Here is a 22,833-nt window from a genome sequence, read left to right as displayed (position 1 = left end):
TGAATAAAGCTTCTCAACGGTGAGGCAGGGGAGCGCCCCTGCCTCACCGTTTTGAATGCGCTGGATTTTAAGAAAGTGGGGGAGGAAAGTATGGCTGAAACGAATGACTTTCCTGCATGGCACCCTGCCGCCCTCGGCGAACACGAAGATTTACCGGGGCGAGGAAATACCTCAGGAGCACCGAGCGACTCGGTAGGAACTCCCTATACGGGGAAAGCAACCCCATCTGCAGCGCCTTCAGAGAAAGAAAACTCTCAGAAGAAACTCCTAACGGCTTATTCCGCTTCTCAGAAACTCTCGGGAGCTCGGCCCCGCAAGAGGTATAGGGAGGGGTATAAGAAAGGTTTTAGGAAACCGAAGACTAATCCCAAATCGCCGTTTGCTCCGGCATTTGGAGCGGAACCTCCAGAGAAGATTCCACAGAAGAAACGCACCTCATCAAGCGTTCAATTTCGTGCAGATAGCCGGCTAGCCGAAACCGAATCCCCTCTAATTCAAGGAAACACCAGCAGGGGGCAACGACGGGGGCGCAGCAGAGAACCCGAATCCGAATTTACGCAGGCGAAAAACATCGTTCTTAATCAGCTAGCGGCGTCAGCAAAATCGCGGGCGCAACTGGAAAAGAAACTTAGAGATAAAGAAATCAGCGAGGACACCGCTCAAGATGTTTTAGACCGTTTTGAAGCTGTCAAACTGATTAACGATGAAGAATTCGCTCACATGTATGTGCGGACGCGAGCGAACGTCAAGAAACTTTCTAAGACGGCAATTCGCCGGGAACTCCGCGAAAAAGGTGTTAACGGTGAATTAGCTGAGGTCGCTCTGGAACAACGAACCGAGGAAGACGAGCGAGCCGACGCTCATGAGCTAGTCCGTAAGAAAATGCGCCCGTCCATGGATTTCTTTGACCGTAAAGAAAAAGACAAGATTATGCGCCGGTTGGTCAGCATGTTGGCACGTAAGGGATACCCCTCTTCTATGGCATTTAGCGTAGTCAAAGAAGAAATTAACCGCTTCATCGAAGATAATGGTATCGAATCAGCTGATACAGATGATTATTTTTTCTAAGGACCATTGCAATGACTCTTTTGCCAGAACATGAGCTGCAAGCGCGCCGTCTGATTGCTCAAGGGCTGGCGGGTTCGAATGCAAGACCTGCGTTGAAGAATCCTGTGCACGTAATTCGTCACCTGCTGGCTCTTCAGGGGCAAACATATAAAGCGGGTATCCGCGCTATCGCACTGCGCGTTGAAAACGGTGAGGCGTCAGGGCAGGATATCGAGGCAACAGATGCTCTGGTACATGAAGCAGTAGCAAATCATGAGATTGTGCGTGCTTGGCCCATGCGGGGTACTTTACATTTTCTCGATGCCCAAGATGCTCGCTGGCTAATGCACCTGTGTTCCCCGCGCATCGAAGCCGCAGCAGCTAAGCGTCGGCATGGTCTCGGATTTGTTGAAGGAGATTTCGAACGAGCTCGTGAAGCGCTTTATGCGCATCTGCTGAATTTGAAGACGGGTGAAGTATTAGAACGCCGGGACGCCTATCGAGTTTTTGAAGACGCCGGAGTGAGTACCGCTGATGGGCGCGGTCCTCATCTTCTCAGAGCCTTCGGTGGACTAGGCGATATGGTGCAGGGGAGCCTCGCCGGGTACCGGGAGACTTTTCAACACATCGATCGTTTACGCGTTAATCAGCGACATCTCCCTGCAGGACAGGCTCTCGCAGAACTGGGAACGCGTTATGTCAATGGACACGGCCCCGTGACGGTCAGCGACTTGGCGTGGTGGTCAGGCTTGACCAAACGGGAGTCCACCACCGCCCTGAAGTCAGCGGAGAACTGCGTCCCTATGGTCATAGGGGATGTCGAATATTTTGCGCCCTCCTGGCAGCTGAATATTACTGCAGAAGAACTAGAGCAGGCGCTAGAAAGAACTTTTTATTTACCCGCATTTGACGAATATTTGCTGGGGTATAGCGACAAATCTTTTACTATGGCATCTGAAATCCGTCACGAGGTTCTCACCATGAACGGGATAAGTTGGAACTTTACGGTGAAAAACGGAACCGTTATAGGTCGAACGGCGTAGTAAGAGCTGTTACTGTTTGCGGTACCGAGATGTTTTGCCCCTGTTCAGCTAAGACACACTGAACGGTGAGGATGGTTGCCCCTAAAAGCGGGTCGGTGAGCATTTGATAACCAGGATAGCCAAAAGCTCTTTCATACAACGTGCGAGCGCTATCAAGCCACCAGGTGGACGACACAAAACGCGAGTAACGGCCAGAATCGTCGGCAGATGGAAACCCTAAGAGCATTTCTGCCAGCGGTAGATATCGGTGGTGGATAGCAGAACCTTCGGCGTCGATTCCCCGACTACCCATGTTGGAGCCGGAGGGGTTCTCTAAATCTGTGATGAGAATGTTATGCGGTGAGAAATCTCCCGACGATAGAATCGTAAGCTCAGAACGAGGTGGAAAAACTATGCTTTTTAACTGCTGTTGCAGCTGATCCAGCTCGATTGGTGTGAGAGATTCACCGACCCTGCCGGGGATTTTCCGCTGCTCGACGAGCTTAATCAACCCTTTCAAGGCCATCTGCGGGGATGCAATCATACCGGGGGTCGACGCCGCCGGATCAGCTTGAGCGAGACGATGGGCAAAATCAAATATGGCACCTTTTGTTTGCGAGGAATTTTGCTGAGCGAACGGCGTCCAAAAATCAATCCAGGAGGAAAGAGCTGCCTGAGCCTGAGCGGAATCGAGAAAGTAGTCAGCGAGGGAACGCCCCGGTACATATTCAATACCTAAGACCCGCTGGGAGTCCTCGGCAAAAAGTAGTCGCGAAAAAGAACCTGGCACCGTGTCATTGAGGCATATCAAGCCGTGCTTTTCACGTAAATACCCAAAACCACCGGAATTAACAGCAGAGTCTTTTCGCCGAAAATATTTGAGAATCGCAGACTGCCTCTCGAAATCTCCCCTGACCACCACGGAGCGCATTCCAGCGGAGAGAATCTCTATATTTTCTAATGCACCTGCCTCCAAGCGCGTAGCTCCCAAAGTGACCATCATTTGAAGAAGCGCACGAAATTTAGGAGTCATTACCGGCGAATCACCGGGTTGAAGCTCATAGAGTGCGCAGGATTTCTCGCAAAGTGAGGAAAAACCATCGGTGAGTGACTCGTGGACCATAGAGCCATTATCGCCTATCTAGTAACCTTGAACGGTGACTTTGAATCTTTCTGAATCAACCAATCCTGAATCCGCCGAAAAAATCCGTACCTATGAGGTGCGCACTTTCGGTTGTCAGATGAACGTGCACGACTCCGAACGCATGAGTGGGTTGCTCGAATCCAGCGGCTATGTGCCGGTGCAAGAGGGGGAAACTCCCGATCTGGTGGTTTTCAATACCTGCGCCGTACGTGAGAATGCCGACAACAAACTGTATGGCAACCTTGGCATGCTTGCTCCTGCAAAGCGTAAAAATGAGGACATGCAGATTGCCGTGGGTGGTTGTCTAGCGCAGAAAGACCAGGACACTATTCTCAAGCGTGCGCCGTGGGTCGACGTCGTGTTTGGCACCCACAATATTGGCTCGCTACCTACTCTGCTGGAACGCGCTCGCCATAATCACGAGGCGCAAGCCGAATTGCTGGAGTCTTTGGAAGTCTTTCCCTCTACTTTGCCGACTAAGCGTGATCACGTCTATTCGGGCTGGGTTTCCATTTCTGTAGGTTGCAATAACACCTGCACTTTCTGTATCGTTCCTTCGCTGCGAGGCAAAGAAAAAGACCGTCGCCCCGGCGATATTTTGGCTGAAGTTCAGGCTTTGGTGGACGACGGCGCGGTGGAAGTAACGCTGCTTGGTCAGAACGTGAATTCCTATGGTGTGGAGTTCGGGGACCGACAGGCGTTCTCTAAGTTGTTGCGGGCTTGCGGAAATATTGAGGGGCTTGAACGAGTTCGTTTTACCTCCCCCCACCCGGCGATGTTTACCGATGACGTCATTGACGCTATGGCAGAGACTCCTAACGTGATGCCTGTGCTTCATATGCCCCTTCAATCTGGCTCAGATAAGGTGCTTAAAGATATGAAGCGCTCCTATCGGTCCAAGAAGTTCCTGGGTATTTTGGAACGAGTACGCGCCAAGATGCCAGAGGCTGCCATCACCACGGATATCATCGTTGGGTTCCCTGGTGAAACCGAAGAAGATTTCCAGGAAACTATGCGCGTGGTGGAAGAATCCCGTTTCTCTTCCGCGTTCACTTTCCAGTATTCGATTCGCCCCGGCACTCCCGCTGCTACCATGGAAAACCAGGTTCCCAAGGACGTCGTACAAGAACGCTACGAACGACTGACCGCTTTGCAGGATCGCATAGCGGGTGAAGAGAATAAGAAGCAGCTGGGTAAGACGGTGGAACTGATGGTTACAGCCGAGAAGGGGCGTAAGGCTGATGAAACTCACCGTCTGGCAGGCCGCACCCCAGATATGCGTCTGGTGCATTTTTCGGTTCCTGAAGGCGCCGAGATTCCCCGACCCGGTGACTTTGTGACCGTGCCTGTCACTGAGGCAGGCTCCTTCCACCTGATTTCTGATCCCACCGCAGAACAGTATTCGGTGCGCCGTTCCCGTGCTGGTGATGCTTGGGATCGTTCACAAGCAGATTCCTGTGGAACCGGAACCACCCAGGTTTCTGGTGGCGCCGTCAACCTGGGCTTCCCCACCTTCCGCCAATAATGTCCAGCGAATTTTCTTCGAGTCAATTTCCCGTGGTGTCAATCGTGGGCCCAACGGCCAGCGGTAAATCAGATTTGGCGGTCGAAATCGCACGGGAGTTGGATGGGGAGTGTATTAATGCTGATTCCATGCAGTTTTACCGGGGCATGGATATTGGAACCGCAAAAATATCTGCCGAGGAGATGAAGGGCGTGCCCCATCATTTTCTGGATATTTTGGACGTGCGAGAAGAAGCTTCTGTCGCGGTTTTTCAACAGCGGTGCAGAGAACTGATGGCAGATATTCAAGGTCGGGGAAAGCTACCGATTTTGGTGGGTGGCTCTGGTCTCTACGTGCGGGCTGCGCTGGATCATTTAGAATTTCCCGAGACAGACCCTGCAGTCCGTAAAGCATTGGAGCAAGAACTGGAGCAAAAGGGCAGGGGAGTACTTCATGCCCGTCTACAGGAGGTTGACCCGGAATCAGCGGCGCAGGTAAAAGATGATCGCCGCCTCATTCGTGCTTTGGAAGTGTGGGAGGTGACCGGTCGGACTTTCACTTCCTTTATGCCCCAGCGTCAGTACGTTCAGCCGGCTGTGCAAATCGGTCTCAACGGTGACCGGGCTGAGCTTCATCAGCGTATTCACCGCAGAGTGGAGATGATGGCGCAGCAAGGGCTGCTTCACGAGGTCGAAAAGCTAGAAGCCCAGGGTCTGCGCGAGGGAAAGACTGCCTCTAGGGCAATAGGCTATCGCGAATTCTTACGGGTTCTTGAAAGCCAGCGCTCGCAAGAGGATATATACACGGTGGAAGACGCCATCGAAGACACGGCAGTGGCAACCCGTCAGTTCGCCCGTCGTCAAATTACATGGTTCAATGCAGATCCTAGAGTGAATTGGTTGGACTGGAATGACAGCCAAAAGACGTCTAAAGCCTTAGAAATCATCCGTTCTCAGACATACGCGCGAAAGAACGAAACCCCGTAGAATACTAAAAAAGACAGCGCTATCGAAAGGACTATCCGTGGGAACACACCAGAAAAAGTGGGGAGATCTCACTAGCGTACCTCTGACGAAGGGGCACGGTACCGGTAACGATTTTATTTTTGTTACCGATCCTGAGGGCGTTCTCAATATAGATGCGGATGTGGTGGCGCAGGTATGCGATCGCCATTTCGGAATCGGTGCCGATGGTTTGATTCGCGCCACGATGGCTACAACTTTTGACGCCGATGCACCTTCTGAGCAGTGGTTTATGGACTATCGCAATTCGGATGGTTCAATCTCTGAGATGTGTGGAAACGGGGTACGAGCATTCGTTGAGTATCTGCGGACGGAGAACCTGATTTCCCTGGAAGTCGGTGAACGAATCCAGATTGGTACCCGAGCCGGTGTCAAGTCGGTTGGTCGAACTGATTCGGGTTACGCCATCGACATGGGTCCCTGGGGATTTATCGACGGCGACGCCGCTCGTGATACTGGTGCCGACTGCATGGTGAGCGCGCGCGGACTGAAAACCAACCGTCCCGGTGTTTCCATCAGCATGGGTAATCCTCATACTGTTGTTGCGCTGGGTTCTGACGGCAAACTTGAGGGCCTCGGCTTGGATGTTGCTCCCACCGTATCTCCGATTCCGCCTAACGGCACTAACGTCGAGTTTGTTGTTCCCGAAGAAATTGAGGACACCGAAGCGGAAACCGGTCAGGCGAATGTTGGTGCCATTAGAATGCGTGTTCACGAACGTGGAGTGGGCGAAACCCTTTCCTGCGGAACCGGGGCGTGTGCTGCTGCTGCAGCGACTCGGTTCTGGGGTGGAGAAGACGCCCCCGACGAGTGGTTGGTTCATGTCCCAGGCGGCACATTGGCGATTACTTTTGTGCTCGGTCCTGATGAACTTGAGCATGTGGTGCTAGCTGGTCCTGCAGAAATGACCGGCAAAATAACACTCTAATTTTCAGCGGGGAAGAGCACCAAAAAATAGCTCTTTCCCGTTGTTCCTCTCTAAGCGCTCCTTACGACTTCGAGGATGCGGAATCCTTTGGCAGTAGCGTAGCGGGAGACCTCAAACGTGCCTGCGTCCACCGAATCTAGCTCCTTAGCAATCCATTTTTGCAGAGAGTCTGCCCCCAAGTTCTTCTGTACCACCAGATAAGCACACCCCTGGGGCGCAAGGCGGGGGAGCCACGTCCGTAAAATATCGTGGAGCACATCTTTGCCCACACGGATGGGCGGGTTCGACCAAATAGTGTCAAATTGAAGATCTCCAGGCACGTCTGAAGGCGCGAATACCTCAATATTGCTCAACCCTAGCCGCTCAGCATTCATTCTCGTTAGTTCAGCAGATCGTTGGTTGACTTCAACTCCGATGACTCTCGCCAGAGGGAGTTTCTTTGCCAAGGTAAGTGAAATAGGACCCCAGCCGGTACCAATATCGAGGACGGTAGAACCGGAAGGCTCAGGAGCTTCCGCCAACAAAATGGCGGTACCTTTATCAATGCCCGCAGGGCTAAAAATCCCCGAGGCAGTCACCACAGAAACACGCTCTTCGGCAAGCTCCACACTCACCTGTTTTGGCGTGAAATCTCCCTGGGGATCAGAAGAAAAATAATGCTCAACAGACATAAAAAATACTTTACGGGAAAGTATCTTCTCATCTGAAACTTTGTCCCCTCGCTGTGAGAAAACACGCGACCCAAAACCACCGCTTAGAGACTAAAATGGAAAGAACACCTGACGAAAGGAACTATGAGCAACCACGATTCGTTATCCAAAACCACCAACGTTCCCAGTGACGAACTGCTGCGTGAAACCGTTGACCGCGTTTTGGGTCGCTCAACACAAAATTTTCAGGAAAGCTCGGTGCTCGATGAACGCGCACGCGAACTATCCTCCAACCAGCCAGAACATTCCTCATTCGATGGCGATCAGGAAGAACTTGAAGAGCGTCGGGCTCTTCGCCGAGTAGCTGGTCTATCTACTGAACTCGAAGACGTCACCGAAGTCGAGTACCGCCAGCTTCGCCTGGAACGCGTAGTCCTGGCAGGGCTTTGGACCGAAGGTACCGTTACCGACGCCGAGAATTCCTTGCGTGAGCTTGCCGCACTCGCTGAAACTGCCGGTTCGGAAGTACTTGACGGCATCGTTCAGCGGCGCATGAAACCGGATCCGGGCACATTCCTGGGCTCGGGCAAAGCACTGGAGTTGCGAGATATCGTTCAGAGCACCGGTGCCGATACAGTCATCGTTGACTCAGAACTTGCCCCCTCTCAGCGTCGTGCCCTAGAAGATATTGTGAAGGTCAAAGTTATTGACCGTACCGCGCTGATTTTAGATATTTTTGCTCAGCATGCTAAATCTCGTGAAGGTAAAGCCCAGGTTGAGCTGGCTCAGCTAGAGTACATGCTGCCTCGCTTGCGCGGCTGGGGTGCTTCTCTGTCCCGTCAGGCTGGCGGTCGTGCAGCAGGTGGCGAAGGTATCGGCTCCCGTGGCCCCGGTGAAACAAAGATTGAAATGGACCGCCGTCGTCTGCGTGCTCGCATGGCAAAATTGCGCCGTGAGATTGCCGCGATGGAACCGGCTCGTGAAACCAAGCGTCTTAATCGCCGTCGTAACCGTGTGCCCTCAGTTGCTATTGCTGGATACACCAACGCCGGTAAATCTTCCCTTTTGAACCGCCTGACGGACGCCGGGGTACTGGTTGAGAACGCCTTGTTTGCCACTTTGGATCCTACTGTCCGCAAGGCAGAGACCCCCGATGGAGTGGGCTATACGCTCTCCGATACCGTGGGTTTCGTTCGCTCTCTTCCTACGCAATTGGTGGAAGCTTTCCGCTCTACTCTGGAAGAGGTAGCGGAGTCAGACGTCATTGTTCACGTGGTCGATGCATCTCACCCTGACCCTGAGGGGCAGATTAAAGCTGTTCGTGAGGTTATGGCAGAGGTCGATGCCCAGGATATTCCTGAAATCATCGCGCTCAATAAGGCTGATGCTGCTGATCCATTTGTGATTGAACGAGTACGCCAGCGAGAATCCAACACTGTTGTAGTCTCGGCGCGTACTGGCGAGGGCATAGAAGAGCTTAAGCAGCTCATTGCAGATACTATTCCGCGTCCCTCTATCGAACTCAATATGCTGATCCCCTATGCACACGGTGAGATTGTTTCCCGCTTGCACGAATGGGACGCTGAGATTCTTCAGACTGCTTTCGTCTCCGATGGTACGTTCGTCCGTGCTCTCGTGCGAGAGGAAGTTGCCTCTGAACTGCAGGAATACAATCTAGAGGAAGACCTTCTAGAGGTTCTGCAACCCGAGATTGAAGCAGCACAGCAGGCTGGAGCGGTGGAGACTCATCGCGCATGAGCGAATCTGAATCCTTGGCAAACCAGCGAGAAGGCGACGTGCTCGCGCCCACCGGGTTAGAGCCAGAAACTCTGCCCGGGGCGCAGCCTGTGCTCGAACTCTTGGATAGTGCTGTGGCATCCAGCGGCGGGCAAAACCGCCCGGGACAGCGTACTATGGCAGCCCATGTTGCGCAGGCTTTAGAGACGGATCGGCACTTGCTGGTGCAAGCAGGAACGGGCACCGGTAAATCCTTAGGATATTTGGTGCCTGCGCTTCATTATGCGCAAACAAGCGATAAACCCATCATCGTGGCAACTGCAACGCTCGCGCTGCAATCACAAATTGTTAACCGTGATATTCCTCGACTCTTAGAGTCAGTGGAGGGGCAACCGGAAAGCGAAACAGAAGTTGCTATTCTCAAGGGGCGTAATAATTATGCCTGCTTGCACAAGGTAGAAGGTGGATATCCCGAAGATGAGGGAGAAACCCTTTTTGACATGGATACTTCCACGGGTTCTACGGGAAAACTCGGCGAAGAAATTTTACGTTTGCGGAAATGGGTGGACACTACAGATACCGGTGACCGCGACGAGTTGATGCCCGGTGTATCGGATCGCGCATGGCGGCAGGTTTCTGTCTCTTCTGCAGAATGCTTAGGTAAGCGGTGTCCTTTGGTGGAGTCATGCTTTAGCGAGTTAGCTCGTGCCCGGGCATCTGAATCCGACATTGTGATTACCAATCATGCCTTACTAGCCATTAACGCTTTTGAAGGTATCGGCGTTTTGCCCGAGCACGAAGTCGTGATTATTGATGAGGCCCATGAGCTTGCTGATCGGGTGACCGGCGCGGTGACAGGTGCACTCTCTCCACTGATGATTTCTTCAGCGGCGAGGTCTCTTCGCAAGCATACCAAGGCTAGCCATGAACCTCTTGAACAAGCCGGACGGGCATTAGACCAGGCTCTCGATGGTGTGCCTGCCGAATTGCTGCCCAAGGGGTTACCGCCGCGAGTTGCATCAGCACTACAGGCAGTACGAGATTCTGCTCGCGCGGCCCTTTCTGACACCAAGTCAGATTCTAAAAATACGGACGCTGGCAGACAGATGGCACGCGCCAAAGTCACTGAGGTGCTAGAACTTGCCGAACGAATGCTGGGCGTCAATGATGAACACGAGGTGGTATGGGTATCCCGCCAGGGGTCCTGGGAACCAGGACGGGGATACATAGCTGCCGATGATTCTGATCCTGCGACCTTGAACGTAGCACCGCTTTCAGTAGCGGGGCGCTTACGCGAAGGATTATTTGACGGTAGAACTGCGGTTCTTACCTCGGCAACTCTCACCGTAGGTGAGTCATTCGATGCGGCTGCAGGCGCCCTCGGGTTGCAAGGCCAGGGCGCACCGCGCTGGGAAGGTATCGACGTGGGGTCTCCCTTTGATTACCCCAAACAGGGAGTTCTATATCTAGCCTCCGACTTGCCCAAACCTGGGCGTGGTATTTCCGAAGAACAGCTCCAGCGAGTAGTGGAGTTAGTAGAAGCATCCCGCGGCGGCGCGCTCGGTTTATTTTCGTCCAAACGTGCAGCCGAATTAGCTGCAGAGTACGTGCGCGAACATACCGATTTGAATATTTTGGTGCAGGGGGAGTCCTCTCTGCGCGCTTTGGTGAAAGAATTTTCAGAGGATGTTAATTCCTGTCTCTTTGGCACCATGAGTCTCTGGCAAGGCGTTGATGTACCCGGTGATTCGTGTCGACTAGTGATGATGGATCGCATTCCGTTTCCTCGGCCCGACGATCCGCTGTCTGCCGCACGCACCCGTGCCGTTGCACAGAATGGCGGAAACGGTTTTATGGCTGTTTCTGCTTATCATGCGGCTATCCGCATGGCTCAGGGGGCCGGACGATTGATTCGTTCGGTGGGGGACCGCGGCGTCGTCGCTGTTCTGGATTCACGCATAGCAACCCAACGCTACGGTTCGTATATTGTGCGAGCGCTACCGCCGTTTTGGACGACGCAACGTACTGAAATTGTCATCGGTGCTTTGGAACGATTAGCAGCATCGGTGAATAAAGAATAGTCTCTGGAATGAACGGGGAAGTCCGTTGATTTAACCTCAAAGCGGGGCGCGAATACTCAATTCGCGCCCCGCATTGTGCGGTTGAAAAATATATTAGAGGCTTCTGAGAACCGAAACTACCTTGCCCATGATTGTTGCTTGATCTCCAAGAATGGGCTCATATTGAGTGTTCTGTGGCAACAACCAGGTATGCCCATCTCGCTGGCGAAACGTCTTTACCGTTGCCTCATCGTCCAAGAGCGCAGCCACGATGTCGCCATTGTTGGCGGTATTTTGGGTGCGGACTACTACCCAGTCACCATCGCAGATCGCGGCATCTACCATTGAATCTCCCTTGACGCGCAACATGAAGAGTTCTCCATTACCTACAATTTGGCGGGGGAGAGTCATGACATCTTCAATGGACTGCTCGGCGGTGATGGGGCCACCAGCGGCGATTCGACCTACCAAAGGAACGGTCGCTGTCTCGGCAGATGACTGGTCAAACTGAGGTAATTGAATGAGCTGAGCGAACGATTCAGTGGGAGCAGTTTTTCCTTCGGTAGCTTCCTCGTTAAGAATTTCAAGAGCGCGAGGTCGTTTGGGATCACGTCTGATGTACCCCAACTCTTCCAGACGGTTGAGCTGGTGCGTCACCGAGGACAGCGAAGCCAACCCGACGATGTCTCCGATTTCTCGCATAGAAGGAGGGTATCCGCGCGTTTCGATTTCCTCCGAGATAGCCGTGAGGATTTTCTGTTGACGCGCAGTGAGCGGACGGCGCGCTGCGGGGCTTGCGCTCGGGTCAGCGTGGTTCTTGATGTCGCTCACAGTGTTTCTCCTTGATGCTTATCTTGTCAGACCCCCTCAGCAGAATATGTAGAGAACTTGCATGTTCGAGAAAGAGGGTGTGCTTTCCCTCAACTTTAATGCAAATCCCATCGAAAACCAAACATTTGTTCTAATAAATCTCGACTATGTTCGAATTATCTGATAGAACATATATACGACCTTCGAACAGATATTCGAATCAAATGTTCGAAGGGCCTCACACATCACTCAAAAGGAGAGTTCACATGAGCGCATATTCGCTTTCGCCTCATGCGGCACCCAAACGATTGACTTCTACCCGCCGCTCCACCCCAATTCGTCCGCAACAAAAGGTTTCTTCTAAGCCTTCACCGCGCTGGAAACTTACGCGCCGAGGAAAGCTTCTCTTCAGGGGATTGCCGTTGATCACATTAGCTGCGCTTATAGTGCTGGGAGCCATCGCACTTATTAACCCTTCAGAAGCTCATGCAGGGAAAGAGGGAGCCTCCAGCGTGGTTACGCAGGAAATTACCGTCCAGGGTGGGCAAACTCTATGGGATATTGCGTTAGAAGTTGAAACTTCTGCTGATACTCGCGACGTCGTACAACAGATCATCGAAATTAATGATTTGAAGGGGAGTTCTATCGATGCGGGGCAACGGTTAGAAATTCCTCTATATGCTGAGAAATAAGAGCATCGATGGGTCAAGCTCGTTAGACTTTAGCTGTGACTGAAGCTATGGAAAATCTTGAAAATTTACCTCTCCGAGAAGACCTACGAGGGCGTTCTCCCTATGGTGCTCCTATGTTGGACGTGCCGGTCACCCTGAATGTCAACGAGAATACGCACCCTATGCCGGTTGAGGTTGTAGAAGCTATTACTCGAGAAGTGGCTGAAACAGCGAAGACACTCAATCGTTATCCAGATCGAGAATTCACAACCTTGAGGAAGGAGCTGGCTTCCTATCTAGGGCACGGATTGACAGAAAATCAGCTGTGGGCTGCCAATGGTTCCAACGAAATTCTGCAGCAGCTTTTCCAGGTATTTGGTGGACCCGGTAGAAGCGTCATGAGTTTCGTTCCCACCTATTCTATGTATCCTCTACTTGCGGATGGCACCAATACCACTTTTATTGCTGGTTCCCGGGCGGATGATTTTACCTTGACTGCTGCATCTGCCGTAGAGCAGATTCGACATCATAAGCCCAACCTCGTGGTCTTATGTTCGCCTAACAATCCCACCGGGACCGGGTTAGACTTGTCGACTATCGAGGCAGTATATGAGGCTATGAGCGAGCATGATGGTATCACCATCGTGGACGAAGCCTACGCCGAATTTGCCCAAGATCCCTCTCAGACAGCCCTAACGCTGTTGGAAGACCGACCTCTTCTCGTCGTTTCTCGCACAATGAGTAAAGCCTTTGCCCTGGCAGGCGCAAGAATTGGGTACTTCGCAGCATCTTCGGCTATGTGCGATGCCGTTCGACTGGTTCGACTTCCATATCACCTCTCAGCAGTTACTCAAGCAACTGCACTCGCGGCACTGCGCCATCGTACCCAGCTGTTAGAAAATGTAGAAGATATCCGCTCTCAACGTGATCGAATCGTTCGTAAACTCAGGGAGTTCGGATTAGAACCAGCAGATTCCGATTCAAACTTCGTGTTTTTTGGCGGACTCAAAGATGAAAAAGCAGCCTGGCAGTATCTGCTCAAAGACGGTGTGCTAGTTCGCGATAACGGCATCGCCCACCATCTACGGGTGACCGCAGGCACCGAATCCGAGACTTCTGCCTTTCTGGAAAGCCTAGAAGCATACCTTCGTAACACCGGAGAACTCTCCTAGGTACAGAGATAAACAGCACTTCAGATGCTGGTGCGATAACCTAGTCCTATCCCTATACTCTCCAGAAAAAGAGAACAATGGCAGAATCAACGACCGGCTTGGGTCCACGCATTGCTTCACAAGAGCGGCACACCAGTGAATCGTCCGTCTCTGTTTCTATCAATCTTGATGGAACGGGAAAAGCTGACATAGACACCAGCGTGCCTTTTTACGACCATATGCTTACGGCTCTATCCAAGCACTCGCTCATCGATATGACCATTAAATGCACAGGTGATACCCATATCGATGTCCACCATACGGTGGAAGACACTGCCATCGTGCTCGGAGAAGTTCTGCGTGAAGCACTGGGAAATAAAGCCGGCATCCGCCGTTTTGGAATGGCTACTATTCCATTGGATGAAGCTCTTGCTCAGTGCGTTGTCGATATTTCTGGAAGACCTTATCTGGTGCATCAGGGTGAACCTGCAGGCTTTGAGTTTCATCTGATTGGCGGGCATTTCACCGGTTCTATGGTTCGCCATTGCTTAGAAGCAATCGCTTACCATGCTGGTATTTGCCTGCACATGACCGTTCTGGGCGGGCGCGATCCGCACCACATCGCGGAGGCAGAGTTTAAAGCACTGGCACGTGCTCTGCGCGAAGCGATCGAATCGGATCCGCGCCATCACGATATTCCATCGACCAAGGGAGCACTCTAGATGGTAGCTACAGAAAGCATCTCCAAAGCCCCGCTGAATCGTCCTACCGTCGTTGTGCTTGATTATGGCGCAGGGAATGTTCATTCTGCAGTGCGAGCACTAGAGGAAGCTGGAGCGTATGTCATCCTGTCCAAAGACGAAGCGGACGTGCTCGGAGCAGATGGTCTGGTAGTTCCAGGCGTGGGGGCGTTTGACGCTGTGATGAAAGCACTTCAACAAGTGCAGGCGCCTCGTATGATTGGTCGCAGAATTGCCGGGGGTCGTCCCGTTTTAGGTATTTGTGTAGGACTACAAATTTTTTTTGATAAAGGGGTAGAACACGGGATAGAAACTGCGGGAATGGGGGAATGGCCTGGAACCGTCGAAAAACTGAAGGCGGACGTAATCCCCCATATGGGCTGGAATACCGTAGAGCCGGCCGAAGGCTCGACTCTCTTTCAGGGAATCGAAAATGAGCGCTTCTATTTTGTGCATTCTTATGGAGTACAGAATTGGGAATTCGAACAGAATTCTGAGACCATGAACCCGCCTCAAGTCACCTGGGCAGAACACGGTACGCGATTTATCGCGGCTGTAGAAAACGGTCCGTTGTGCGCCACTCAATTTCATCCCGAAAAGTCTTCAGAAGCTGGTATTGCTCTGTTGCGAAACTGGATTTCAACTTTAAAAGTTACTGGCCGGCTATCGCAGGAGGATTCTAAGGCATGAGTACTTCACTTTCTGGACTGTTGCTCATGGCGTTTGGTGCATTCTTTATTGGCGGAGCTTGGTCTTTCCGTTCGCAAAAACTTCCCCTCATTGTGCAACTTATTATGGCAGTTGTCGGTATTGCACTGGCTGTCTACGGTGGATTTATTCTTTTTACCTATAACTAATGAAAGTGGAATCAAGGCTATGAGTACCCAACGGCTTGAATTGTTGCCCGCAGTTGATGTGGCAGATGGGCAGGCTGTGCGGCTTGTTCAAGGTGAAGCAGGTTCTGAAACGGGTTATGGAGATCCTGTGGAAGCAGCTTTAGTTTGGCAGAACGCAGGCGCAGAGTGGCTTCATCTGGTGGACTTGGACGCTGCTTTTGGTAGAGGGAACAACATCGAGGTTCTGACCGAAGTGGCTCGAAAAGTTAATCTCAAGGTGGAGATGTCCGGTGGTATTCGGGACGACGAATCCTTGGAGCGGGCGCTCTCTCTCAATCCTGCTCGAGTAAATCTGGGTACAGCTGCCCTGGAAAATCCTTCCTGGACTTCGCGCGTCATTCGCCAGTATGGGGAAAAAATAGCTGTAGGCCTGGATGTCCGGGGAACTACTCTGGCAGCTCGTGGCTGGACAGAAGACGGCGGGGATCTCTGGGATGTCTTGGATCGTTTAGAAGCTGATGGTTGTGCGCGCTATGTGGTAACGGATGTGACCAAAGATGGCACCTTGAAGGGTCCTAACTTAGAACTTCTGAAGCAGGTTGCAGAGCGTACCGATAAGCCCGTTGTCGCCTCGGGTGGAATCTCTAGCTTGGACGATATCGGAGCCCTTCGAAGCCTTGTTGGTTCGGGAGTTGAAGGTGCCATCATGGGTAAAGCGCTCTATGCCGGTAAATTCACTCTGGAACAAGCGCTCGAAGTCGCCGGATAATCACCTCTGCTCACGCCGCACATATCGTTTTCTACTCAAAGGTCATTATGTCTTTTCCTCAAACTACGGGGTCCGCATCAGGCGATTCGCAGAAGCAACCGCGTGAACTTCCCGCCCACATTGTGGCTCAGCTAGCGAGTGCGGGTCGGTCGACCGATACTGCCGGTCAGCCTTGGGGCGGGCGCAATCTGGGAGAGGGAGCGAGTCATACGCATCAGTACCCTTCTGATACAGGACGCACAGAGTCTACTGTTCAGCAGGCTTTCGCTGCTTTTGTTGCGGGAGATATTGTTGAAGAAAACGTGGTAGATGCTCTACGGGGAGCTCGTGTTTTTGCTCCAGTGGTGGCTGAAGTTTCGCATTCTGTGATTACTGATGAAGGTCTCATTTCCGATAAGGAAGCAGATATGGCTTTGATTAGTATTGAAGCTCCCGACGGGCGCAAAGCTCTACCTATCTTCACGAACGTTGATGCGTTAGCAGCCTGGCATGACAAAGCGCGGCCGGTAGCTGCGGATATGCGTAAGACAGCGTTATCTGCAGTAGAGGATCAGAATCAGATGCTGGTCATCAACCCCGGTAGTGATATGACGTTTGTGGTTCGACGTCCGGCGCTGTGGGCCATTGCTAAGGGGGAGTCGTGGGTTCCCTCCTATAAGAGCCCAGAAGTTTTGAAGCAGCTGAAGGATATTACCTCTGATTTAGCAGTGGTTACTGATGTTCGGATTACTGCCGGCCAGGGTGTTGCAAGTTTGTCCGCAGAAGGAAAGCAGCTTGCCGGTGGCGGCCCGGGTCCTGAACTCAACATCACTTTGGTGTTAGTACCCGGTCTGAACCAAGAACAACTCAACACAGCAATCCAGGTTTTCCAGCAACGACTGGCATCTCATAGGGAACTGTCCGAAGCAATAGATTCTGTGCAACTTTCGTTGACTTCCCAGTAACCTGGTTTAGCGAGAGTTCAGGGAAAGCGTCTCAAAATAAGGCGCTTTCCCTGAACTATTTTGTGGGAGGCTCGGGTCTCTAGAAAACTGGACCGGTGAATTTCTCTCCGGGGCCCTGCCCGGGTGCATCGGGTTCAAAGGAAGCTTCACGGAAAGCGAGCTGCAGGGTGCGCAGCCCATCACGCAGGGGACCAGCATGCTGTGAGCCAATTTCCGGTGCTGCGGCGGTGACGAACCCAGCCAATGCGGTAATGAGCTTGCGTGCTTCATCTAGGTCTTTGAGTTCGGCTGCATTTTCTTCAGCTGCCAAACCACATTTAACAGCTGCCGCGCTCATGAGGTGCACGGCTGCGGTGGTGATGATTTCTACCGCTGGCACATCTGCGATATCTCGCATTTGCGCGTTGACGGCGTCAATCTGTCCCTGGGAAATCTCATGGTCAGGTGCTGGCTCGCCGGATTCATCGGCGAATCGGAAAGAATTGTTTTCAGTCATGTATTCAGAATCTCATACTCTAATTCGGAACGCGGTATCGGATCGGGCAAAAGCTTGAAATCTGACGAGAGTCTGAGACCAATCTTGGTCACAATCGTTGAAAATCCGGGCATATCCGAGTAAACTCTATATAAGTTTGCAAGCGGAGGTATCTCCCACCCGCATCAACCGCATTCATCCAGTGATCAGGTTGTCGGGTATTCCCACGGATTCCAGTGAATCCTGTTTGAGGTATGCCTTCGTTTGCGCGCGCATCGAAGGCATTCTTTATGCCCCGATGAGCTAACGATTTTATTCACGGGGAAACCCACTGAGCTACAGGAGCTACTCATTAGCGATCCACGCATCAATGAACGTATTCGTGTGCCGGAAGTTCGACTTGTTGGACCCGGCGGCGAACAGGTTGGCATTGTCCGAGTTGAAGATGCTTTGCGACTAGCGCAGGAATCTGATTTGGATCTGGTTGAGGTTGCCCCCTCGGCTAAACCGCCGGTATGCAAGCTCATGGACTTCGGTAAGTACAAGTACGAAGCCGCAGTTAAAGCACGTGAATCCCGTAAGAAGCAGGTTAACGCTTCTTTGAAGGAAATCCGTTTCCGTCTAAAGATTGATACCCATGACTACGAAACCAAGGTCGGACACGCGCGTCGTTTCTTGACCGGTGGTGACAAAGTCAAGGCTATGATTCAATTCCGTGGTCGTGAACAGCAGCGCCCCGAGATGGGTGTGCGTTTGCTGGAACGCATGGCGGCTGACTTGGCAGAGGTTGGTACCGTAGAGTCCAGCCCTCGTGTTGATGGTCGCAATATGGTGATGGTTCTTGCTCCTCTCCGCGGCAAAGCGGAAGCTCGCAAGGAATCTCAGCCTAAGCAGCGTTCCGGTGGCCGCAAGGGTCGCGAACGCGTTGACACTCAGAATGCTACCGAGGTCTCGAACTCTGTTGCAGGTGCTATGCCTGAAGAGCTCAAGAACATGGCTAAGCAGGCTGACTCAGAGTAATTCTGGGCACGAAATAGGCGGTTCAATGGACACCAAACTCCTCGCTCCACTAGAGTGAGGCAGTTGGTTCTGGTTGCACGACCCATATGTTTCCATAGGGCGTGAATCCACCTCGCAATTGCGAATCCAATTCGCTCACAGAGTTCTTCTCATTGAAAGATGAGAAGCAGAACGTAAGGAGAACGGCAGCTATGCCGAAGCAGAAGACCCACTCTGGTGCTAAAAAGCGCTTCAAGCTCACCGGTACTGGCAAGGTAAAGCGCCAGCAGGCGAACCGTCGTCACTACCTAGAGCACAAGTCCTCACGTCTTACCCGCCGTCTGGCATCTGACCAGATTGTTGAGGGTGGTCAGGCTAAGGTCATCAAGAAGATGCTGGGCAAGTAAGCTCACCCTTTTCTAGGACTGTGCCCTATAGACGGGCTTGAAAAAACTTTTTAGAACTCGCTCCTCGCCGATAATTTTGAGATCGGCCAGGACATTAAGACGAAGGAGACACACGTGGCACGTGTGAAGCGCGCGGTCAACGCGCACAAGAAGCGTCGAGTAATCCTCGAACGAGCATCCGGCTACCGTGGACAGCGTTCACGCTTGTACCGTAAGGCTAAAGAGCAGGTCATTCACTCGCTCGTATACAGCTACGATCACCGCCGCAAGAAGAAGGGCGATTTCCGCCGTCTTTGGATTCAGCGCATCAACGCAGCTGCACGCGCAGAAGGTCTGACCTACAACCGTTTCATCCAGGGCCTGAAGGCTGCTGAGGTTGAGGTTGATCGCCGTATGCTAGCTGAACTTGCTGTGAGCGAGCCTGCTGCATTCTCAGCTCTCGTTAAGATTGCTAAGGACAACTTGCCTGCTGATACTTCAGCTCCCAAGGCTGCATAATTTCAGCCGAGCTGGATATTTGAGGCTATTTACCTGATATATCTTTTGAAAGTGCCGCTTTCCCGTCGGGGGAGAGCGGCACTTTTTTGCTTGCCGCTAGCGAAACCTCTGTGTTTAAATCTGAAAGTGATTCCTCGCAACGTCAAGCAACGATATATTTTCACACCACCGATTGCGGCAAGATTAAATATCGCGGCTTCAACTATCAGATGGAGCCAGATGCATTAGAACAAACGCTGAATTCGAGATACCGCGGGCAGAAAATCATTTTTAGCGTGCCTGCAATTGATCTGCTCCCGCAGGACTTATCACCTGCCCATCGATTTGCGGTGGGAGAGCTAGATTATCGTACCTGGAGTATGCAAGAACACTAAGCCAACCGCGATAAACATAACTCCGGTACAGTAGAGATTGTGGAATTTAGAGAACGCCTATGCACCCCCGTCATTATGGAAAATCCTCACGCTGATCGTGTGAAGGATATTGCCAACCTCGCCAGCCGTCGAGGCCGCGCCAAGAAGAATCAGTTCTTGGTGGAAGGCCCGCAAGCTGTTCGTGAAGCTCTGAAGTTTCACCTGGACGAGCGTCCGATTCTTGACGCCGTCTACATCACCGAGGCTGCATTCGATCGCCACGAAGATATTGTAGATTTGCTGGAGGCCGCTCACGGTACTCCTACCCCCGAACAGGGTCGAAAAGTGTTCATGCGTATGGTCACCGAAGAGGTTTTGGACTCCATGGCGGAGTCTGTGACTCCTCAGGGGATTATTGCTGTTTCATTTAAACTGGATATTACTGAGGCCGATATTTTCGGCGCAGACGCTATTAACCCGCGCCTTATCGCCGTCCTGACTCGTGTTCAGGATCCGGGAAATGCCGGTACTATTTTGCGCGTAGCAGATGCTGCCGGCGCCGATTTAGTACTGACGACCAAGGGCTCGGTTGACTTGTACAATCCGAAGACCGTCCGCTCTACGGTCGGCTCGATTTTCCATGTGCCGATCTTGCAGGGAATCGATCTCGAAGAATTTGCAGAAGACGCAAAAGCACAGGGAATCGGCGTACTTGCTGCCGACGGTTACGGAAATGTTAGCTTGGACGATTTAGCCGACGCCGCTGTGGCACAACGGCTAGGAATTGAGCTAGAACGCAAGCCCAAATTCGATTTAGCGCAGCGTACTATGTGGCTCTTTGGCAATGAAGCCCAGGGGCTGACTCGCGAAGAGAAGGCAGTCGCTCAGGCAAAGGTTGCGGTACCTGTTCACGGTTCTGCTGAGTCTTTGAACGTGAGTACGGCAGCGGCTATTTGTCTCTATGCTTCAGCACGGGCAATCAACAGCGGATCGGCTCATGAGTGATTACCCCACCGAATCGAGTGATTTTGCGGTTCAGGTTGTAGGAGCTGCCATCGTTGATTCTTTGGATGGACCCCGGCAAATTTTAGTTGCCCGCCGAAGTGCGCCCGAGGCGTTAGCCGGGCTATGGGAATTCCCCGGTGGAAAGGTTGAGCCGGAGGAGACCTGTGAACAGGCTTTGCAACGAGAGTTATCCGAGGAATTAGGGATTGAATCTATCCTGGGGCAGGAGATATCCGGTCCGCTTATGCAAGGATGGCAGCTCAACGACCGGGCAGCGATGCGCGTGTGGACATCAGAAATTTCTGCTGGGAATCCGCAACCTTTACAGGACCACAGTGAGTTACGTTGGGTAAATCTCGACGAAACGCTGCTGGAATTGGACTGGATTCCTGCAGATTTTCCAATAGTTCAAACGCTTTTAGAGACTCTCTAAGAAGAAGCGAGATGGAATATTTTCCATCTCGCTTCTTTTAATTTCGGCTGTAGCTAGGATTCCTTTGGACTGAGGATGAAGTCTGCTGCTCGCTCGGCAATCATGATGCTCGGAGCGTTGGTGTTGCCGGTGGGCACCGTGGGCATCACCGAAGCATCCGCAACATATAGACCGCTGACTTTATAAACTTCTAGGGTACGGGGATTGGTAACGGACTGAGCCGACTGGCCCATAGCGCAGGTTCCTACCTGGTGATGATAGGTCACTACTGAATTTCGAGCGTATTCTTCAAGTTCCTCGTCTGTAGTTACCTGAGGACCGGGCCAAATTTCTTCAGCACCCCATTCCTCAGCGAGAGCAGCCTGGCGTCCAATAGTGCGGCAATGCTTGAGGGAAGCAACAAGAGCGTCCGCATCGGTTTGTTCTTCGAGTGCCGCCAAGTCTAAGGAAATAGGGTCTGAAATATCAGCGCCTGTGAGGGTGAGCTCGCCTCGACTTTGCGGGCGAACAATACCTGCCATCAGAGTAAATGCTTGGTCAGGACCGGTCATGTCACCTGGATACCCTTGTGAATACATGGGGTTGCTGAAAAAGATGGGCTGGGTATCAGGTACGAGCTGGTCAGCAGTGCTCTTTGCAAACAGATGAGTTTGCGCGGGTGCGGCCTCAGGCACACTGATTTCTTGTGTGGTGGTAAAAATGACGGGGGCTAGCATGTGATCGTGCAGGTTCTTTCCTACGCCGGGCACATCGGCAATTACCTCAATTCCCAGTTCTGTTAATTCATGTGCGGGTCCGATGCCGGAGCGCAAGAGTATTTCTGGAGACCCTAGAGCCCCCGCGCAGAGAATCGTGGCACCGGCAAAAATATCTTGAACAGCGCCGTCCTGCTTCAAAAATTGTGCACCCGTTACCTGAGTACCTTCGAAGAGAAGGCGGGTAACTCGGTGCCCGGTGAGAATCGTGAGATTCTTATGGTTCTTGACCGGCAGGATGTAGGCGCGGAACGTACTGAATCGATGTAAATCTCGAATATTTAGCTGCATACGGGAGATGCCTTCTGGATTTCCGCTGTTGTAATCTTTATTCAGCGGGAATCCTGCCTCAACCGCCGCCTGCACCATCGATTCTTGTAAATCGTGCCGTGGGTAGGTGGAGCAGACATCGAGCAGACCTTCATCGGAACGGGTCTCGTTGAGTTCTCCGTCAAATTTTTCAATCTTCTTGAAATATGGGAGTACTTCATCCCAGCTCCACCCGGGGCAACCGTTGTAACTCCAGTTGTCGTAGTCTTCTCGTGCTCCGCGCACCCAAATACATGCATTCAACGCATGCGAACCGCCCATGACTTTGCCTCGCGGCACGTGAAGACGGCGTCCGTTAGCCCCGGGCTGCGGAACAGTGTAATAGTCCCAGTCGTCTTCACTGTGCCATAGCAACCCCAGGGTGTTCAGATGATCGATATTGGGATTGACATCGTAATTCCCTGCCTCAACGAGAGTGACGTCGTGCCCGGCGTCCAATAGCCTACGTGCCAGTACGTTACCTGCCGAGCCTGCACCAATAACTAGATATTTCATGACTTCTCCTTAATGCACAGAGAGCCAATCAAGCATCTTTGCTCAATT

General features: G+C 52.2%; 25 protein-coding genes. 20 read left to right on the top strand and 5 right to left on the bottom strand.

Annotation, left to right across the window (positions count from 1 at the left end):
• Positions 1-90: 90 nt before the first annotated feature.
• Together IDM48_RS07945 and IDM48_RS07940 are read left to right on the top strand one after the other, a co-directional pair.
• The gene (locus tag IDM48_RS07945) at positions 91-1,068 is read left to right on the top strand and encodes a regulatory protein RecX (protein ID WP_190616859.1); all 978 of its coding nucleotides are present in this window, start codon (positions 91-93) and stop codon (positions 1,066-1,068) included.
• 11 nt (positions 1,069-1,079) lie between these two features.
• On the top strand, positions 1,080-2,090 hold the full coding sequence (locus tag IDM48_RS07940) for a winged helix DNA-binding domain-containing protein (RefSeq protein WP_190616857.1): 1,011 nt from the start codon (positions 1,080-1,082) through the stop codon (positions 2,088-2,090).
• Here the strand turns inward: IDM48_RS07940 and IDM48_RS07935 are convergent.
• On the bottom strand, positions 2,071-3,192 hold the full coding sequence (locus IDM48_RS07935) for a phosphotransferase (protein ID WP_190616856.1): 1,122 nt from the start codon (positions 3,190-3,192) through the stop codon (positions 2,071-2,073). The genes IDM48_RS07940 and IDM48_RS07935 overlap by 20 nt on opposite strands.
• A 34-nt stretch (positions 3,193-3,226) precedes the next feature.
• Here IDM48_RS07935 and miaB point away from each other — a divergent pair, with 34 nt between their 5' ends.
• From miaB to dapF, 3 genes are read left to right on the top strand one after another with little or no spacing between them, the layout of a single operon-like run.
• Positions 3,227-4,738, top strand: a complete 1,512-nt coding sequence (gene miaB / locus IDM48_RS07930; RefSeq protein ID WP_151146535.1) for a tRNA (N6-isopentenyl adenosine(37)-C2)-methylthiotransferase MiaB — start codon at positions 3,227-3,229, stop codon at positions 4,736-4,738.
• Positions 4,738-5,703: a tRNA (adenosine(37)-N6)-dimethylallyltransferase MiaA gene (miaA, locus tag IDM48_RS07925; protein WP_190616854.1), complete on the top strand. Its 966-nt coding sequence runs from the start codon at positions 4,738-4,740 to the stop codon at positions 5,701-5,703. Before miaB ends, miaA begins: the two co-directional genes overlap by 1 nt.
• 37 nt (positions 5,704-5,740) lie before the next feature.
• Positions 5,741-6,667 carry a diaminopimelate epimerase gene (gene dapF / locus IDM48_RS07920; protein ID WP_068168009.1) on the top strand — a complete coding sequence of 309 codons (927 nt, stop codon included), beginning with the start codon at positions 5,741-5,743 and terminating at the stop codon, positions 6,665-6,667.
• 50 nt (positions 6,668-6,717) lie between these two features.
• Here the strand turns inward: dapF and IDM48_RS07915 are convergent, their stop codons facing one another.
• Positions 6,718-7,338: a class I SAM-dependent methyltransferase gene (locus IDM48_RS07915; RefSeq protein ID WP_145174890.1), complete on the bottom strand. Its 621-nt coding sequence runs from the start codon at positions 7,336-7,338 to the stop codon at positions 6,718-6,720.
• A gap of 123 nt (positions 7,339-7,461) precedes the next feature.
• Between IDM48_RS07915 and hflX the strand changes: the two genes are divergently transcribed.
• The gene (gene hflX / locus IDM48_RS07910; protein WP_190616852.1) at positions 7,462-9,075 is read left to right on the top strand and encodes a GTPase HflX; all 1,614 of its coding nucleotides are present in this window, start codon (positions 7,462-7,464) and stop codon (positions 9,073-9,075) included.
• Positions 9,072-11,135, top strand: a complete 2,064-nt coding sequence (locus IDM48_RS07905) for an ATP-dependent DNA helicase (protein ID WP_190616850.1) — start codon at positions 9,072-9,074, stop codon at positions 11,133-11,135. The genes hflX and IDM48_RS07905 overlap by 4 nt, the downstream gene beginning before the upstream one ends.
• 93 nt (positions 11,136-11,228) lie before the next feature.
• On the opposite strand, the gene lexA is transcribed toward IDM48_RS07905, so the two are convergent.
• Positions 11,229-11,945, bottom strand: a complete 717-nt coding sequence (gene lexA, locus IDM48_RS07900; protein WP_068168024.1) for a transcriptional repressor LexA — start codon at positions 11,943-11,945, stop codon at positions 11,229-11,231.
• 245 nt (positions 11,946-12,190) lie between these two features.
• Here lexA and IDM48_RS07895 point away from each other — a divergent pair, with 245 nt between their 5' ends.
• From IDM48_RS07895 to IDM48_RS07865, 7 genes are all read left to right on the top strand, one after another.
• Positions 12,191-12,616 carry a LysM peptidoglycan-binding domain-containing protein gene (locus IDM48_RS07895; protein ID WP_190616848.1) on the top strand — a complete coding sequence of 142 codons (426 nt, stop codon included), beginning with the start codon at positions 12,191-12,193 and terminating at the stop codon, positions 12,614-12,616.
• A 35-nt stretch (positions 12,617-12,651) separates the two neighbouring features.
• The gene (locus tag IDM48_RS07890) at positions 12,652-13,767 is read left to right on the top strand and encodes a histidinol-phosphate transaminase (RefSeq protein WP_190616846.1); all 1,116 of its coding nucleotides are present in this window, start codon (positions 12,652-12,654) and stop codon (positions 13,765-13,767) included.
• A 77-nt stretch (positions 13,768-13,844) separates the two neighbouring features.
• Positions 13,845-14,468, top strand: a complete 624-nt coding sequence (gene hisB / locus IDM48_RS07885) for an imidazoleglycerol-phosphate dehydratase HisB (protein ID WP_190616845.1) — start codon at positions 13,845-13,847, stop codon at positions 14,466-14,468.
• On the top strand, positions 14,469-15,176 hold the full coding sequence (gene hisH / locus IDM48_RS07880) for an imidazole glycerol phosphate synthase subunit HisH (protein WP_068168038.1): 708 nt from the start codon (positions 14,469-14,471) through the stop codon (positions 15,174-15,176).
• A complete protein-coding gene (locus IDM48_RS07875) occupies positions 15,173-15,343 on the top strand; it encodes a hypothetical protein (RefSeq protein WP_190616843.1) in 171 nt (56 codons plus the stop codon). Before hisH ends, IDM48_RS07875 begins: the two co-directional genes overlap by 4 nt.
• A 19-nt stretch (positions 15,344-15,362) precedes the next feature.
• Entirely contained in the window at positions 15,363-16,091 is a 729-nt protein-coding gene (priA, locus tag IDM48_RS07870; RefSeq protein WP_151146554.1) for a bifunctional 1-(5-phosphoribosyl)-5-((5-phosphoribosylamino)methylideneamino)imidazole-4-carboxamide isomerase/phosphoribosylanthranilate isomerase PriA, read from the top strand.
• 47 nt (positions 16,092-16,138) lie between these two features.
• On the top strand, positions 16,139-17,035 hold the full coding sequence (locus IDM48_RS07865) for an SseB family protein (RefSeq protein ID WP_190616841.1): 897 nt from the start codon (positions 16,139-16,141) through the stop codon (positions 17,033-17,035).
• Between the two features lie 79 nt (positions 17,036-17,114).
• Here IDM48_RS07865 and IDM48_RS07860 read toward each other — a convergent pair whose 3' ends face one another.
• On the bottom strand, positions 17,115-17,531 hold the full coding sequence (locus IDM48_RS07860) for a DUF1844 domain-containing protein (RefSeq protein ID WP_068168047.1): 417 nt from the start codon (positions 17,529-17,531) through the stop codon (positions 17,115-17,117).
• A 243-nt stretch (positions 17,532-17,774) separates the two neighbouring features.
• On the opposite strand from IDM48_RS07860, the gene infC reads away from it, so the two are divergent.
• The 6 genes from infC to IDM48_RS07830 all read left to right on the top strand — a co-directional run bounded on the left by infC (position 17,775) and on the right by IDM48_RS07830 (position 21,205).
• Positions 17,775-18,530, top strand: a complete 756-nt coding sequence (gene infC, locus IDM48_RS07855) for a translation initiation factor IF-3 (protein ID WP_338019216.1) — start codon at positions 17,775-17,777, stop codon at positions 18,528-18,530.
• A gap of 191 nt (positions 18,531-18,721) precedes the next feature.
• Positions 18,722-18,916: a 50S ribosomal protein L35 gene (rpmI, locus tag IDM48_RS07850; protein ID WP_068168056.1), complete on the top strand. Its 195-nt coding sequence runs from the start codon at positions 18,722-18,724 to the stop codon at positions 18,914-18,916.
• A gap of 114 nt (positions 18,917-19,030) precedes the next feature.
• Positions 19,031-19,414 (top strand): 50S ribosomal protein L20, encoded by a 384-nt coding sequence (gene rplT / locus IDM48_RS07845; RefSeq protein WP_068168058.1) that lies wholly within the window; start codon positions 19,031-19,033, stop codon positions 19,412-19,414.
• Between the two features lie 110 nt (positions 19,415-19,524).
• On the top strand, positions 19,525-19,788 hold the full coding sequence (locus IDM48_RS07840; RefSeq protein ID WP_141669314.1) for a hypothetical protein: 264 nt from the start codon (positions 19,525-19,527) through the stop codon (positions 19,786-19,788).
• A gap of 75 nt (positions 19,789-19,863) precedes the next feature.
• On the top strand, positions 19,864-20,772 hold the full coding sequence (locus IDM48_RS07835) for a TrmH family RNA methyltransferase (protein WP_190618714.1): 909 nt from the start codon (positions 19,864-19,866) through the stop codon (positions 20,770-20,772).
• Positions 20,765-21,205 (top strand): (deoxy)nucleoside triphosphate pyrophosphohydrolase, encoded by a 441-nt coding sequence (locus tag IDM48_RS07830; RefSeq protein ID WP_190616839.1) that lies wholly within the window; start codon positions 20,765-20,767, stop codon positions 21,203-21,205. The genes IDM48_RS07835 and IDM48_RS07830 overlap by 8 nt, the downstream gene beginning before the upstream one ends.
• Before the next feature lie 53 nt (positions 21,206-21,258).
• Here IDM48_RS07830 and IDM48_RS07825 read toward each other — a convergent pair whose 3' ends face one another.
• Positions 21,259-22,785, bottom strand: coding sequence for a GMC family oxidoreductase (locus IDM48_RS07825; protein WP_190616837.1), 1,527 nt, complete (start codon positions 22,783-22,785; stop codon positions 21,259-21,261).
• Positions 22,786-22,833 lie beyond the last annotated feature (48 nt).

The organism is Rothia amarae (genome assembly GCF_014705945.2).
Taxonomy (GTDB): domain Bacteria; phylum Actinomycetota; class Actinomycetes; order Actinomycetales; family Micrococcaceae; genus Rothia; species Rothia amarae.
Note: the sequence above shows the minus strand (reverse complement) of the source record. Positions and strands in the feature narration are given on the sequence as shown.